The 14254-nt window shown below is 68.5% G+C and carries 14 protein-coding genes and 1 pseudogene; 8 read left to right on the top strand and 7 right to left on the bottom strand.

The genetic code is table 11. The features are described from left to right. The first annotated feature begins 41 nt into the window (after positions 1-41). The 3 genes and pseudogenes from K9D12_RS04680 (at position 42) to K9D12_RS04670 (ending at position 2769) form a co-directional block, all read left to right on the top strand. Positions 42-977, top strand: coding sequence for a hypothetical protein (locus tag K9D12_RS04680; protein WP_223059608.1), 936 nt, complete (start codon positions 42-44; stop codon positions 975-977). A 31-nt stretch (positions 978-1008) separates the two neighbouring features. Beyond that, a pseudogene (locus K9D12_RS04675) lies at positions 1009-1445 on the top strand (VOC family protein). A gap of 55 nt (positions 1446-1500) precedes the next feature. After that, complete coding sequence (locus K9D12_RS04670) at positions 1501-2769, top strand: hydroxyacid-oxoacid transhydrogenase (RefSeq protein WP_223059607.1); 1269 nt, start codon at positions 1501-1503, stop codon at positions 2767-2769. Between the two features lie 104 nt (positions 2770-2873). On the opposite strand, the gene K9D12_RS04665 is transcribed toward K9D12_RS04670, so the two are convergent. Then, positions 2874-3107 (bottom strand): hypothetical protein, encoded by a 234-nt coding sequence (locus K9D12_RS04665; protein ID WP_223059606.1) that lies wholly within the window; start codon positions 3105-3107, stop codon positions 2874-2876. Positions 3108-3257: 150 nt separating this feature from the next. On the opposite strand from K9D12_RS04665, the gene K9D12_RS04660 reads away from it, so the two are divergent. The 5 genes from K9D12_RS04660 (at position 3258) to K9D12_RS04640 (ending at position 7085) form a co-directional block, all read left to right on the top strand. Beyond that, positions 3258-3989 (top strand): DsbA family oxidoreductase, encoded by a 732-nt coding sequence (locus K9D12_RS04660; protein WP_223059605.1) that lies wholly within the window; start codon positions 3258-3260, stop codon positions 3987-3989. A 148-nt stretch (positions 3990-4137) separates the two neighbouring features. After that, entirely contained in the window at positions 4138-5031 is an 894-nt protein-coding gene (locus K9D12_RS04655) for an amidohydrolase family protein (RefSeq protein WP_370633455.1), read from the top strand. Positions 5032-5141: 110 nt separating this feature from the next. Beyond that, a complete protein-coding gene (locus tag K9D12_RS04650; protein ID WP_223059603.1) occupies positions 5142-6425 on the top strand; it encodes a threonine/serine exporter family protein in 1284 nt (427 codons plus the stop codon). Further along, positions 6422-6583: a hypothetical protein gene (locus K9D12_RS04645; protein WP_165357948.1), complete on the top strand. Its 162-nt coding sequence runs from the start codon at positions 6422-6424 to the stop codon at positions 6581-6583. Before K9D12_RS04650 ends, K9D12_RS04645 begins: the two co-directional genes overlap by 4 nt. 118 nt (positions 6584-6701) lie before the next feature. Beyond that, positions 6702-7085 carry a hypothetical protein gene (locus tag K9D12_RS04640; RefSeq protein WP_047310940.1) on the top strand — a complete coding sequence of 128 codons (384 nt, stop codon included), beginning with the start codon at positions 6702-6704 and terminating at the stop codon, positions 7083-7085. A 69-nt stretch (positions 7086-7154) separates the two neighbouring features. Here the strand turns inward: K9D12_RS04640 and K9D12_RS04635 are convergent, their stop codons facing one another. From K9D12_RS04635 to K9D12_RS04610, 6 genes are all read right to left on the bottom strand, one after another. Beyond that, on the bottom strand, positions 7155-8447 hold the full coding sequence (locus K9D12_RS04635) for a lipase family protein (protein ID WP_129665887.1): 1293 nt from the start codon (positions 8445-8447) through the stop codon (positions 7155-7157). A gap of 123 nt (positions 8448-8570) precedes the next feature. Then, a complete protein-coding gene (locus K9D12_RS04630) occupies positions 8571-9575 on the bottom strand; it encodes a methylenetetrahydrofolate reductase (protein ID WP_223059602.1) in 1005 nt (334 codons plus the stop codon). Positions 9576-9614: 39 nt separating this feature from the next. After that, complete coding sequence (locus K9D12_RS04625) at positions 9615-10022, bottom strand: hypothetical protein (protein ID WP_223059601.1); 408 nt, start codon at positions 10020-10022, stop codon at positions 9615-9617. Between the two features lie 287 nt (positions 10023-10309). After that, positions 10310-10975: a DedA family protein gene (locus K9D12_RS04620; protein ID WP_129665883.1), complete on the bottom strand. Its 666-nt coding sequence runs from the start codon at positions 10973-10975 to the stop codon at positions 10310-10312. A 77-nt stretch (positions 10976-11052) separates the two neighbouring features. Further along, complete coding sequence (locus K9D12_RS04615) at positions 11053-12339, bottom strand: ABC transporter permease (RefSeq protein ID WP_129665881.1); 1287 nt, start codon at positions 12337-12339, stop codon at positions 11053-11055. 89 nt (positions 12340-12428) lie between these two features. Next, the gene (locus K9D12_RS04610; protein WP_129665879.1) at positions 12429-14174 is read right to left on the bottom strand and encodes a pyruvate dehydrogenase; all 1746 of its coding nucleotides are present in this window, start codon (positions 14172-14174) and stop codon (positions 12429-12431) included. Between the last annotated feature and the right edge of the window lie 80 nt (positions 14175-14254).

Raw genomic sequence — 14254 nt, 5'->3', positions numbered from 1 at the left:
CCGTAGCGGGCCACAACTCGCCCCCGACCTACGATGGCAGCATGATCGACCCGAGCCGCCACGCCGTCCTGTGGCTGCTCATCGCGTTCGTCTTCACGACGGCGGCCACCCGCACGACGACGCGCTACATCCGCCACAAGGCCGACCGCGCCGAGGCATACCTCAAGGAGAACGCCGAACCCGGGCTCATCCGCAACATCGTCGTCGCCGGCATCCACGTGCACCACCAGGTGTGGGGCATCCTCATGGTGCTCTTCAGCGGTCTGCTGCTCATCACCTACCTGCCCGAGCGGGGGCTCGCGCTCAACGTCCTCGCGGCCCTGTTCGGCATGGGCGCGGCGCTCACGCTCGACGAGTTCGCCATGTGGCTCCACCTCGACGACGTGTACTGGCAGGAGGAGGGACGTCAGTCGGTGACGGCGCTCATCGTCGCGGTGACGATCACCGCGGCGCTCGTCATCGGTGCCAACCCGCTCGACGTCGTGCCCACCGGCAACGACCTGCCCGGCGCACTGCTGTCGACGCTCGGCATCGTCAACCTCGGTTTCGTCGTCGTGACGATCCTCAAGGGCAAGTTGCCCACCGGCCTCGTCGGCGTCTTCGTGCCGCTCGTCGGGATCATCGGCGCCGTGCGCGTGGCGAAGCCGGGGTCATGGTGGGCGCGGCGGCGCTACAAGAAGGACGGATGGCTCGCGCGACGGGCCGAGCGCCGGTTCGACGCGACGTACGACGCGCGCTGGAACGCCATCCGCGACATCATCGGCGGCCGCCCCTACCCGCGCGAGCAGATGCGCGAGGCGGTGCGGGAGCAGATGAAGGCGGTGCGCGTGCGTCGTCAGGAACTGCCGCTCGAGCGAGCGCAAGCGCGGGTGGCCCGCCAGGCCCGACGCCGCGAACGCCTAGGCGACATGCCTGGTGCCGCACAGCGCACCGGCTCGACCCGAGCAGGCGACGAGCGTCCACCCGAGGAACCGTGAGGAACAGCCGCCCCTCGGTAGCGTGTCGGTCATGGCCATCACCCTGGACAACGTCGGCATTGCCGTCGACGACCTCGACGCCGCCGTCGCCTTCTTCACCGACCTCGGCCTGAACGTCGTCGGGCGTGACGAGGTCAGCGGCGAATGGCCCGACACCGCAGTCGGCCTCGACGGCAACCACGCCAAGATCGCCCTGCTCGAGGTGCCGGACGGCTCGGGCGCATCGAACTGTTCGAGTACCTCCACCCCCACGCGATCGCGATCGAGCCGACGCTGCCGCACGAGATCGGGATGCACCGTGCGGCGTTCCGCGTCGACGACCTCGACGAAGCGCTCGCCGTCGCCGCGCGGCACGGCTGCCACCCGTTGCGTGGCGTCGCGAACTACCAGGACGTCTTCGCGCTCACCTACGTGCGCGGGCCGAGCGGCATCCTCGTCATGTTGGCCGAGGACCTGACGAAGCGCTGATCTTCCGGAGTCCACTGCCCACGCACGTGCTCACCTCGGGCGTAGCGTCGGAGCCATGAGCGAGACGATCTTCACCTACGGCAGCCCGCACCTGAAGTACGGCACCGGAGCTGTCACCGAACTCGGCCACGACGCGACGACGCTGGGCGCTCGCACCGCCGCCGTCGTGAGCGATCCCGGCGTGGCCGCCGCGGGCATCGTCACCCCGGTCGTGGAGGCGCTGGAAACGTCGGGGTTGCGGGTCGACGTCTTCACCGACTCGCACGTCGAACCGACGGACGCCTCCCTCGAGGAAGCCACCGCGTGGGCGCGCGAGCACGGTCCGTGGGACGTCATCGTCGCCGTGGGAGGCGGGTCCAGCATCGACACCGCCAAGGCGATCAACCTCATGACGACGAACGACGGCGAGTTGATGGACTACGTGAACGCCCCCGTCGGAGGGGGCGCGAACCCGACGAAGCCGCTCGTGCCCCTCATCGCCGTCCCGACGACGACGGGCACGGGCAGCGAGTCGACGACGATCTGCGTGCTCGACGTCCTCGAGCAGAACGTCAAGACCGGCATCAGTCACCCTGCGCTGCGCCCGCGCATGGCCGTCATCGACCCGGACCTCACGATGAGCCAGCCGGCAGGCGTGACGGCGGCGTCGGGCATGGACATCCTGTGTCACGCCCTCGAGAGCTACACGGCCAAGCCGTACACCGAGTTCGCCCGCAAGGAAGCGTCCGAGCGGGTGCCGTACTGCGGCGCCAACCCGATCAGCGACATGTGGTCGCGCGAGGCCGTACGTCTGCTCGCCGGCTCGTTCCGCACCGCCGTCCAGAGCGGCCACGACGCCGAGGCGCGCGGGGCCATGGCGCTCGCGGCGACGTTCGCGGGTATGGGCTTCGGCAACGCGGGCGTGCACCTGCCGCACGCGAACGCCTATCCGATCGCCGGCATGGTGCGCGACTTCCGGCCTGACGGGTACGACGCCGACCACGCGATGGTGCCGCACGGCATGGCCGTGGCGCTGACGGCGCCGGCGGCCTTCGCACTGCTCTACCCCGCGAACCCGGAGCGTCACCACGAGATGGCGGCGCTGCTCGAGCCCGACACGTCGGTGAGCGACCTGGGGCGCGACGCCCTACCGAACGCCCTGCGTCGCCTCATGCGAGACATCGGCTTGCCCAACGGGCTTGCCGCCGTGGGGTATTCGGACGCCGATCTTCCGAGGCTCGTCGAGGGAACGATGAAGCAGCAGCGCCTGCTCGCCACGGCGCCGGCCGAGATCACCGAGGCCGACGTCGAGCGCGTGCTGCGGGAGTCGATGACGCTCTGGTGAGTCAGCTCTAGCCCTGACCCTCGTTGGGCAGGGTTTCCTGCGGTTGGGCAGAGTCTGCCGCTACCCAACCGCAGGGGAGTCTGCCCAGCCTGACCCTGCCCCCGTCAGCGTCCCGCGTACCCGGGCTGCTGCTTCTTCACCCACAGGAACCACGCGAGGAAACTGACGAACGGGAAGAGGAGGGTTGCGAGCAGCGCCAACGCCTTGATTCCCCACGTGTAGCTCGAGCGCAGGATCGACACGATCGTGAGGACCCAGACGGCCACCACGGCAACGGCGAAGACGACGAACGAGCCCGTGGCGACGGCTTGCGCCCCCTCGGATCGGGCACAGGCCATCGGCCCAGCACGCCCCCTCCCGTCGGGCAGCGCCGCTCGGCTCCTGTGACGGGAGGGGGCGTGCGTGTCTCCCCAGAACAACACACCGGGGTGGGGCTCCCGCCGGTGCCTGTGCGGAATCGAACATGCCCCCACGACGTTTCACCCCGCGTGAAGATCGACATCTGGAGCGACATCGTCTGCCCGTTCTGCTACATCGGCAAGCGCCACCTCGAGCTCGCGCTCGACGGTTTCGAGCACGCTGACGACGTGGAGATCGTCTGGCACTCCTACGAACTCGACCCGACGATCGAGGCCGTGCCCGACGGCACCCTCGTCGAGAAGATCGCCGCCAAGTACGGCATGACGCCGGAGCAGTCCGAGCGCAGCCAGGAGGACATCGCCGCCCGCGCGGCCGAGGTCGGCCTCGCGTTCAACTGGCGCGAAGCCAAGTTCGGCAACACGTTCGATGCTCACCGTCTCGTCCACCTGGCCGCGCAGCACGGGCGCGCCACCGAAGCGCACGAGCTCCTCATGCGCGCTTACTTCACCGAGGGCGTCGCGGTCGGCGACACGACCGAGCTGCAGCGCCTCGGCGAAGAGCTCGAACTGCCCTCCGACCAGGTGCGAGCGCTGCTCGCCGGCACCGACTTCGCCGACGACGTGCGCGGTGACGAGGAGCAGGCCCGCGCGCTCGGCATCACCGGCGTGCCGTTCTTCGTGCTCGGCGAGAAGTACGCCATCTCGGGTGCACAGCCCGTCGAGCTGTTTGAGCAGGCTCTCGCACAGACGTGGAACGAGCTCCACGGCGATACCGCGGCCTCGACGAGCGATGATGCCGTCACGGCTCAGGCTGCCCACGACCACGGCCCGTCCTGCGAAGGCGACCACTGCTCCGTCTGATCGGGACGGCCCGAAGGGTCGGTGGGCATGCAAATAACCGCGTGCCACCGGCCCTTTTGTCGTTCTACAGCCTGTTCACCCGGCGCGCGCGATGAACGAACGGCCGCGTTCGCCCACCGACACCGCCCCTCTGCGGCATCCTGGCGTGGTGACGAACCCGAGCCGACACGACGAAGCTGCCCAGGTCCGCGCGCACGCCCAGCGTCTCGAGCTGCCGGGCCTCATCGACGTCCACACCCACTTCATGCCGCAGAACGTGCTCGACAAGGTGTGGGCCTACTTCGACGCCATCGAGACCGCGGCGGGGCCGTGGACGATCACCTACCGCACCGACGAAGCCGAGCGCGTTGCCACCCTGCGTGACTTCGGCGTCACCCGCTTCAGCTCCCTCAATTACCCGCACCGGCCCGGCATGGCCGAATGGCTCAACGCCTGGTCACGCGAGTTCGCCGCGAACACGCCGGAGGCCATCCCGAGCGCCACGTTCTACGCCGAACCCGAGGCTCCCACCTACGTCGCCGAGGCCCTCGACGCGGGTGCGCAGATCTTCAAGGTGCACATCCAGGTCGGCGGCTACGACCCTCTCGATCCCACCCTCGACGACGCCTGGGCACAGCTCGAGGCGAAGGGCACGCCTGTCGTCATCCACTGCGGCTCCGGCCCGATGCCAGGTGAGTTCACCGGCCCCGACCGCGTCGAATCCCTTCTCGAGCGCCACCCCGCGCTGACGCTCCTCATCGCCCACATGGGCAACTCCGAGTACGGGCGCTTCCTCGACCTCGCCGAACGCTTCGAACGCGTCCACCTCGACACGACGATGGCGTTCACCGACTTCACCGAATCGCTCACGCCGTACCCGCGCGAGTATCTGCCGCGCCTCGTCGACATCGGCGACAAGGTGGTGCTGGGCAGCGACTTCCCCAACATCCCTTACCCCTACATCCACCAGCTCGACGCCCTGGCGCGTCTCGACCTCGGTGACGACTGGATGCGCGGCGTTCTCCACGACAACGCCGCCAGACTGCTCGAGCCCCGCTCCTAGCTGGTGACGTTTGCTGCGGTTGGTGACGGTGCAACGTCACCAACCGCAACGAACGTCACCACGAACGCGAGGGGCGGCTCGGCACGTGAAGGCCCGCGTACCATCGTCCGGTGACTGCGAGCCCCGACGCCCTCACTGACGCCCAGACGCGTCAGCTGCTCGTCTACCTCGCGGCCGCGCACATGGCCGGCGGCGCCGGCGCCCACGAGGCCACCGAGGACGTCGTGCGCGCAGCCCGCGCGATCGGTCTCCCCGGTGCGCAGATCAACGCCACCCCGGACGGTGTCACGCTCAGCCTCGGCCACGGCGCCCCGGCGACGTTCGAGTCGGTCGAGGGCTCCCTGCGCCTCGACCAGACGGCCCGCGTCGCCGGCATCCAGCACGGCCTCGAGACGGGCGCCCTGACGCCGACCGCCGCGCTCGACGCTCTCAAGGGCCTGCGCGCGCAGCGTGCCCGTTTCCCCGTCACCGGCATGTACCTCGGTGGGTTCACCGTGGCGGCGGGCATTGCCGGCATCCTCCAACCGACGTGGCCGAGCGTGCTGTTCGCAGCTGTGGCGAGCCCCATCACGATCGCCCTCATCCGCCTCACCGGGCGACGCCTCGTACCGAGCGCCCTCCTGCCGCTCTTCGCCGGATTCCTCGTCGCCGCGGCGGCCTTCGCCGCGTTCCAAGCGGGCTTCATCACGAGCCCGCTGCGGACGATGTTGCCGCCCGTGGCCGTCCTGTTGCCGGGTGCCCTGCTGGTCACGGGCTTGTCGGAACTCGTCGCCGGGGCCATGGTCTCCGGCGCCTCACGCCTCGCCTACGGCACGACCCAGCTCGTCATGTTCGCAGCCGGGGTCGCCGGTGCGAGCATCCTCCTCGACGTGCCACCGGAGGCCTTCGCCAACGCGCGCGTCGACGAGATCGGCCCGCTCGCAGGCTTCGTCGGTCTCGTCCTGCTCACCCTCGGCATCTGCTTCATGGAGTCGGTGCCGCGCCGCCTCGCGCCCGGCGTCCTGTTCGTCACCGCCTCGACGTACGTGACGCAGTGGTCGGTGCAGAACTGGGTCGACGCCCCGGCCTGGGGCGGCGCACTCGCCGGCGCCTTCGTCGCGAGCTTCAGCGCCTGGGTCATCGCCCTGGCACGCCCGACGATGTCGCGCATGGTGCTGTTCCTGCCCAGCTTCTGGCTCCTCGTGCCCGGCTCGTTGGGCCTCGTGACGGTGACCCAGCTCGGCATCGATCCGCGCGAGTCGTGGCCGACGGCGATGAACGCGACGAGCGTCGTGCTCGCCATCGCCCTCGGCCTCGTCTTCGGCACGAGCGCCGCCCGAGCCCTGCGCTTCACGATCCGCCGCGGCCTTCGCCGCCGCGCGGACGCCCGCGCGGCGTCTACCCTGGTGGAATGAGCAACTCTCCGCGTCTGCGCGTCTTCCTGCTCGGCCTCGCCGGGGTGACCCTGGGTATCGCGCTGGCCAAGCTGTCCGGAGGTTCACTCGCCGCGGTCGTCGCCATCGTCCTGGCGCTCATCTGCTTCGTCCTGTTCCGCATGCGGACCGGTCGCTGATCACAACCTCGGGAAATTACTGTCAGGTAACTGTTTCGTCTCCATTCGCCGCAGTGACGCACGCATGATCACGGCGCGTGGGCACAGTGATGGAGACCCCTTCCTGAGAGGAACCGCCATGACCAACCACACCGACCGTCGCCGCGTCGACGGTGACATCACCTTCTCTGCCGCCGCCTGGATCGCCATCGACCTCGTCGCTCTCGGCGTCCTCGTCCTCCTCCTGTGGATTTTCCAGCCGGAAAAGGGCCTCCTGCCCGAGCCGAGCTGGCTCATCGACCCGGTCGTCGGCTGGCTCATCGGCAACGTGGTCGGCTTCGTCGCCTTCCGCGCGCTGCTGCGCATCCCGCCGGCAGCTGTGGCCGCTGCCTGCCTCGTGCTCGTCGCGCTGTCGCCTATCGTTTTCGTCAAGTACCCAGCGATGGGTGCGTTCTTCGCGGGCCTCGTCATCGGGCTCGGGTCGGGTGCGCTCATCCACCGCGCCCGGGTCGAACAGGCCTGACGCTCCGCGCGCACGAAGGCGCCCACCCGTCGACTTCACGGGTGGGCGCCTTCATGCGTACCGGACGAGCTACTTGAGGCCCGCCGCGGTGGAGCAGTTGCCCGTCGCGGGCGCTCCGGAGAGTCGCTGCACGACCCAGTCACGCGCGGTGAGCTGGTCGGCCAGCATCGGGTTGGCGTGGTTGAGAAGCGACTTCGGCCCGAGCGAGAGGCCCGGAATCGGCGCGTACGTCACGTTCGCGCCCTTGCCACACCAGTCGAGTGCGAGCTGCTTCGACTGAGCGTGCGGGACGACGTCGTCCGCGACGCCCGTGGCGACGCGCACGGCCGCCGTCGGCTTCATCGTGCCGGTGCGCTGCGCGCGCACGAACCCGGTGACTTCCTCGTTGCGCGCCATGACGGCCGCGATGGGCTCACCGGTGGCCGTGAAGTCGCTCGTCTTGCGGTAGCCGTAGGACACGACGGTGTCGACCGTGCACTGACCCGACGTGCGCGAGAGCATCGTCTTGCCCGTGGCGTTGACGCTCTCGTCGGCGAACGCCTTGACGGCCGCGCTCGAGCTGGCCGCCCCGTTGATGAAGTAGCCGATGACGCCCGCGATCGGGCTGCCGTCGACACCGGCGAGCACCTTCTCGAGGTCGGCCGGCGGGGCTCCCACGTAGGCGGCGGCGACGTCGAGATCCGGGGCGTACGTCGGCGCGGCCTCGACGGCAGCGGCCGAGGCGCCGCCGCCCTGGGAGTAGCCGTACGTCGCGACCTTGGAGTTCGCCTTCACGGTGGCGCCGGGCACCTTGCTCGCGACGCGCGCGGCGTCGAGCATGGCGTGCGCCTGGTCGTCACGGTTCATGTACGTGTGCGGGCGGCCCGGCGTACCGAGCCCGATGTAGTCGGTGACGACGACGGCGACGCCCTTGGCGAGCAGGTTGTTCATACCCTGCGTCTCGTAGTTCACCCCGAGCGACCCGGGCGTCGAGAGGTTGATGGAGCTCGCCATCATCCGCGACGGCGCGCACTGGTCGCCCTGGCCGATCGTGCCGACGCCGTAGACGACGACCGGGCGCGGACCCGGGCCCTTCCACGCGGCCCACGGCTCGATGTAGGCGCCCGTGACGGCCGTGGGCTGCCCGTTGTCGTCCTTGGAGGAGTACATGATGCGGGTCGTGTTGCCCCACATGTTGAGGCCGGTGAAGAACTTCTCCGACTTCATGAGGGTGCCCGGCTGAGCCGGAACAGCAGCCGGGGGCGTGTAGAAGTCGCCCGTCGCCGCGGAGGCGGAAGAGGCGGTGGCGGTCGTGGTGACGCCGAGGCCGAGGGAGGCGGCACAGGCTAGACCGAGGGCGGCGGTGAAACGGGAGGGTCGCACGACGGGTCCTTCGTTCGTGGGGTGTGGTTTACGTCACAGTAGCCAGCCCGATCGTCCGATTGGGCCCCTTCCCGAAACTCGAAAAAGGTCGCTCGTCCGTCTCGTGGCGTCGACCGCGCGGCGTCAGCGCGTTCCGGTCCGCGCGAACGCCGAGCGCGGCGAAGCCCCGGACACACTGGACTCCGGTCCGGCCTGCGGACCCCGATCGAGAATGCGCGCGACATCCTGCGCAAGCTGCACCGTGGCCTCGATCTCCACCCTGCGAGTCGAGACGCTCTCGACGTTGAAGCCGAACGGCAACCCGAGATACCGGCAGAAGCGCGCCAGTTCGTGCGCGGCCGCGATGCAGTGTTCGTACGACGCCTCGAGCGTGTCGTGACTGCGGCGCAGTTCGTTCTGCACCCAGCGCGGCACGTCGACTCCGAGCCACTGGAGGAAGTCGAGCGTCTTCTCCGAACCGCACAGCGACAGGGTGAACACGACGCGCGCGGGCGCGACGCCACGCTCCTCACACGCATAGACGTAGTCGGAGATCACGTCCTTCGCCTCGCCCGTGTCATAGACGACCTGGCTGACGAAGAAGCCCACCCCACCGTCCTGCTTGCGCAGCAGACGCTCGTGCTCGTCCTTGCTCCGCGCGTGCCGTTCGGGAATGACGACGCCACCCAGCAGCACGTCACGCTCGACCTCGGCGTGCACCTCAATGGCGCGCGGCAGACTCGTGCGTACGGGTTTGTCCGTCGAACTCGATCCGACGAAGACGGTCGCGTCACCGTCGGCGCACCCGTGGAGGAACGAGGCCAGTTCCTGCTCGTCGTACTTACCGACGCAGCGGTAGACGATGGCGTTGCCCTGCCACGCGGACAGAGGCCCGGCGAGAAAGGCCGCAGGGTCCATCGTCTCGAGGTAGGGGAACGGGCGGTCGTCACCTGCACGGTCGGATTCGTCGTCGAGGTCGTAAAGGATGAGCGCGTCGACATCCAGTTTGTCGAGGCGCGAGAGAGCTGCGTCGGCGATCTCCTGAACCCGCTCGTCGCTCGTCGTGCGCCGCGGTGGCGTCATGGCGAACAGCAGGAGTTCGCGGTCACCGGAGACGAGGTCGGAGAAGGGCGCGGCAGGGTCACTCATGGGTGTCGACCCTAGAGGCGACCCCGCCGCGTCACCGATTCACAGGACGGAGGATGAGACGCCCACCAGCGACTGCGCCTCATGTGCGCGCGTGTCGACGTAGCGCAGCTGCGTGGCGAAGAACGAACCGGGGATTCCGCCCAGCTCGGCCATCGCCTCGGGCACCTTGCGACGCGGCACCTGGTGCGCGACGGTGACGTGCGGCAACCACACGGCCCGGCGCAGGCCCGGCACGGCAGCACGCAGGCGACCCACGGCCTCGGCCAACTCCGGATCGGGCTCGACGGGATACGCGAGGGAGACCTCGGGCCCGTCACCGAGCGCGAGGATGCCACAGACGTCGAGGCGCGCCGGCAACATCGCCCCCACGATGTCGCGCGCCAGCTGCGCCGCCCCCTCCGGCATGGATTCTGCAGTGGCCAGCACGACCCGGGGCGCGCGGGTCATCGGCGACGACGATTCCACTCCATCTGCGGTGAGGCCGGCGAACCTCAGGCTCTCCTGTGCACACTCGACGTCCGATTCGCCCCCCCGACGTCGAGCCCCCAACTCGATCATGATGTCGTTCATAAATCGATCGTCTGCATGATGGGTGTGCATGGCATCTATTTAAGAGAAGTAACCGCACGCAAATGCGCGAATAGCGTTGCCCGGCAATGATTTTCGTTGAAAAGTCTCTTTATGCACTTGTTGGGAAAATCGCCCACAGACGGTATGGAATTAAGAAACTATCGTCAGGAGGACGCGCTCGGACGCTGCCTCAGACGGTGCTGAACGAAGTACACGAGTGCCACGACGACCAGCCCGATGACGATCTTCTCTGCCACGCCGACGTACGGCTCGATCACCGGCCAGTTCGCTCCGAGGACATAACCGGCGAGGACGAAAGCGGTGTTCCACAGGAGGCTGCCCATCGTCGTCAGGACGGTAAACTTCCACACGGCCATGCCGGTGAATCCTGCGGGAACGCTGATGAGCGAACGGAACACGGGCACCATGCGCCCGAGGAACACGGCCTTGTCGCCGTGGCGGGCAAACCAGCGCTCAGTACGTTCGAGATCCTCGACCTTCATGAGCGGCATGCGATCCAGGATGCGCACCAGCTTCTCGCGGCCGATGGCTCGGCCCAGCCAGAACAGGGCAAGTGCACCGATGACCGAGCCCGCCGTCGTCCAGAGGATGGCTCCCCACAGGGTGATGACGCCCTGGGCCGCGGCGAAACCCGCGATCGGCAGGATCGCCTCGCTGGGAATCGGCGGGAAGAGGTTCTCCGCAGCGACGAGCAGCCCTGCCCCCACGCCGCCGATGCTCTCCATGAGGTCGACGGCGAAACCGGCGATGCCGGAGGTGGGTCCACCTTCGACACGCTCGGCGGGCTGGACGGCGAGGACGGTCGTCATACCCGCCAGTTTCTCAATTCCCCCACGGTGAAGCGAAATTCATCGGGGCTGCGGCCGCGTTGCTCACACCAGGCGTGTCAGCCGTCGTGGCGCGGCGATTCGTCCGGCTCCGGCGCCGCGTGGCGCCCTCGTGGTGCCGGGTGGTCACCCGCGTCGGAGTCGGCGTCAACGTCCGTGTCGTCAGCGGTGTCGGCATCGCCAGCGTCCTTCTCAGCCGGCTCGCGCGCCTCGCTCGCATCGGCCTCACTGTGCGACGGCAGGTGGTGCTCGACGAACTCGCCGACGACGCCCACCGAGTCGTCCTCGATCTCGCTGACACCCTGTGGCGAGAAGCGGTAGGTGTTGTTGCCGACCATCCAGATCATCCACAGACCGGCGACGGCCCAGGCCAGCACGACCCACAGCGGGCGTTCGAGGTCGACGCCCCCGAAGTAGGACAGGGAGCGCACCGCGTCGACTCCCGCGCCGTTGGGCAGGTACGGGCCGACCGTGCGCCAGGGCTCCGGCAGCACGTCGTAGGCGAAGGCGCCACCGGCCGAGGGGTTTCCGAGAATGACGAAGATGAGAATCGACAGGCCGATACCGATCGTGCCGAACAACGAGGTGAGCCCGTAGGTGAACGTGCTCACGGCGAAGACGAGTGCCGCCCCCATGAGCGCAATGGGCCAGAAGTCACCGCGCAACGCGTCGAGGCCGTACTGCGCGATAGCCGTGCCGACGACGCCCGACAGGAGGGCGTAACCCGCGAAGAGGAGGAGGCGCATGCGCGCGCCGAGAGCGGAACGCGCACGAGTGCCGACGGCCGTCGTCATCGCCGAGGGCAGGAGGTAGGCGCCCACGAGCCAGGAGAGCACGAGGTAGAACGAGGCCGTACCGCGAGCGTCGTCCGGCGCTGCCTTGACGAGATCGTGCGTCTTCAACCCGCGTTCGGCCTTGTCCGCGACGTTTCGGCCGACCGTCTGCGCGACCTGGGCGCGCGAGGCGCCCTGAGCGGAGGCGTAGTACAGATCGTCGCTGCCCTTCTTCTCTGTCTTCGACGGGTTGAACACGTAGACGCCGACGACCTTGTCCTCGCGCACCTGCTGAAGCGCCGCCTTCTCATCGGTGCTGATCGTGGCGCGCACCGGCTGACCCTCGACGGCGTTGAGCTTGTTCGCGATGTACCCCGCGTTGCCCTCGTGGTGGCTGACGACGAGGAACGGCGCGTTCTTCGCGTCAGGCTTGCCGAAGGCGCCCATGTAGGAAAGACCCATGAGCCCCTGCACGAGGATGCACATGAACGCCAGGATGATCATGCGCGGCACCATCGAGCGGACGAACTGCCTTTGGTCGTTGTGAGCGGACACCGACGCGGGTTGAGACATGAGAGCACTCCTCAAGAACGGGACACCTCACACTATGCCTGTTCCGGACGCTCCGAAATCTCAGCGTCGGCGGCCGACTCACGCGAACGTCACCAGGTTCGGGGAATGTTGCGCAGGTTCGAGCGTCCCATGGCGACGGCCTCGCCCGCACCGCCGTTGAGGACGATCTTGCTCATCGCCGTGGCGAAACCGAAGACCTGGTCGCTGGTGATCTTCGGCGGGATCGACAAAGCCCTCGGGTCGGTGACCACGTCGACGAGGCTCGGACCCTTGTGGGCGAACGCTTCGGCGTAGGCCGCCTCGAGGTCCTTCGGATCCTCCACGCGCACCGCGTGCCAGCCCATGGCCTCGGCGATGGCGGCGTAGTTCGTGCCGGGCACGTCGACACCGAAGTCAGGCAGCTTGTCGACGAGCATCTCGAGCTTGACCATGCCCAGCGTCGAGTTGTTGAACAGTACGACCGTGAGTGGAAGGTCGTACGCGTGCGCCGTCAGCATGTCGCCCATGAGCATCGACAGCCCCCCGTCACCGGACATGGAGACGACCTGCCGCTCGGGGTAGGCGAACTGAGCGCCGATCGCGTGGGGCAGCGCGTTGGCCATCGAACCGTGCAGCGCGGACGAGATGAGCCGTCCGCGACCCGACGGGTGGATGTAGCGCGCCGACCACACGTTGCACATGCCGGTGTCGGCCGTGACGATCGCGTCGTCGGCGAGCGTCCGGTCGAGCACCGACGCGGCGTACTCCGGGTGGATCGGCGTGTGCTTCTCCACCTTGCGCGTGTAGGCGCCGACGGCCTTGTCCATGAGCTTCTCGTGCTTCTTGAGCATGCGGTCGAGGAACTTCGAGTTCTTCTTCTCCTCGACGAGCGGCAGGACGGCGGCGAGCGTCGCCCTCACATCTCCGTGCACCGGCAGATCGACGGCCGTACGACGTCCGAGGTGTTCGGGGCGAGTGTCGACCTGCACGGTACGTGTGTCGGGCAGGAACTGGTCGTACGGGAAGTCGGTGCCGAGCATGATCATGAGGTCCGCGTCCTCGATGCCCTCGGCGACGGCTCCGTAGCCGAGCAGACCCGTCATACCCACGTCGAACGGGTTGTCGTACTGGATGAAGTCCTTGCCGCGCAGCGAGTGCCCGATCGGGGCCTTGATCTTCTCCGCGAGCGCCATGAGCTCGGCGTGCGCGCCCTCGCACCCGGCCCCACCGAAGATCGCCACGGTCTCAGCGCGGTTGATCTCGCTCGCGAGCCGACGCACGACGTCGTCGGTGGGCATGACGACGCCCTTCGTCGGGATGGCGACGGGGGTGACCTCGGCCGTGGCCTCCTCGTCGGCGATGTCACCGGGCAGCGTGACGACCGAGACGCCTCCGATCGACACAGCGTGCTGAATGGCGGCCTGCACGACCCGCGGGCTCTGCGTCGGTGTGCTGACGAGTTCGGAGTAGACGCTGCACTCGATGAAGAGGCGGTCCGGGTGGGTCTCCTGGAAGAAGCCCTGGCCGATCTGGGCGCTGGGAATGTGGCTGGCGATCGCCAGAACCGGCGCACCCGAGCGGTTGGCGTCGTAGAGGCCGTTGATGAGGTGGAGGTTCCCCGGGCCGCACGAGCCCGCGCACACGGCGAGTTCACCTGTCACCTGCGCGTCCGCGCTGGCGGCGAAGGCTGCGGCCTCCTCGTGACGCACGTGGATCCAGTCGATGCCGCCGCGAGCCGCACCGCCGGTGCGACGCACCGCATCGACGATCGGGTTGAGACTGTCGCCCACGATTCCGTAGATGCGGCGCACCCCTGCGGCCTGCAACTGCTCGACGATCTGCTCTGCCAGCTTCATCCGTACTCCTCGGCATCGACGGGCCGCACCCGCGCTTGGCGGGGCGTGGAAAAACCCTGAAAGCTCTGATCAGTCAAGTA

It is taken from the genome of Dermacoccus sp. Tok2021, from assembly GCF_019895135.1.
Lineage (GTDB): Bacteria > Actinomycetota > Actinomycetes > Actinomycetales > Dermatophilaceae > Dermacoccus > Dermacoccus abyssi.
Note: the sequence above shows the minus strand (reverse complement) of the source record. Positions and strands in the feature narration are given on the sequence as shown.

Coding starts and splice junctions, on each gene's coding strand:
- K9D12_RS04640 (WP_047310940.1), top strand. CDS start 6,702: ATGACCAACCACACCGACCGTCGCCGCGTCGACGGTGACATCACCTTC.
- K9D12_RS04630 (WP_223059602.1), bottom strand. CDS start 9,575: ATGAGTGACCCTGCCGCGCCCTTCTCCGACCTCGTCTCCGGTGACCGC.
- K9D12_RS04670 (WP_223059607.1), top strand. CDS start 1,501: ATGAGCGAGACGATCTTCACCTACGGCAGCCCGCACCTGAAGTACGGC.
- K9D12_RS04625 (WP_223059601.1), bottom strand. CDS start 10,022: ATGACCCGCGCGCCCCGGGTCGTGCTGGCCACTGCAGAATCCATGCCG.
- K9D12_RS04610 (WP_129665879.1), bottom strand. CDS start 14,174: ATGAAGCTGGCAGAGCAGATCGTCGAGCAGTTGCAGGCCGCAGGGGTG.
- K9D12_RS04645 (WP_165357948.1), top strand. CDS start 6,422: ATGAGCAACTCTCCGCGTCTGCGCGTCTTCCTGCTCGGCCTCGCCGGG.
- K9D12_RS04615 (WP_129665881.1), bottom strand. CDS start 12,339: ATGTCTCAACCCGCGTCGGTGTCCGCTCACAACGACCAAAGGCAGTTC.
- K9D12_RS04620 (WP_129665883.1), bottom strand. CDS start 10,975: ATGACGACCGTCCTCGCCGTCCAGCCCGCCGAGCGTGTCGAAGGTGGA.
- K9D12_RS04665 (WP_223059606.1), bottom strand. CDS start 3,107: ATGGCCTGTGCCCGATCCGAGGGGGCGCAAGCCGTCGCCACGGGCTCG.
- K9D12_RS04680 (WP_223059608.1), top strand. CDS start 42: ATGATCGACCCGAGCCGCCACGCCGTCCTGTGGCTGCTCATCGCGTTC.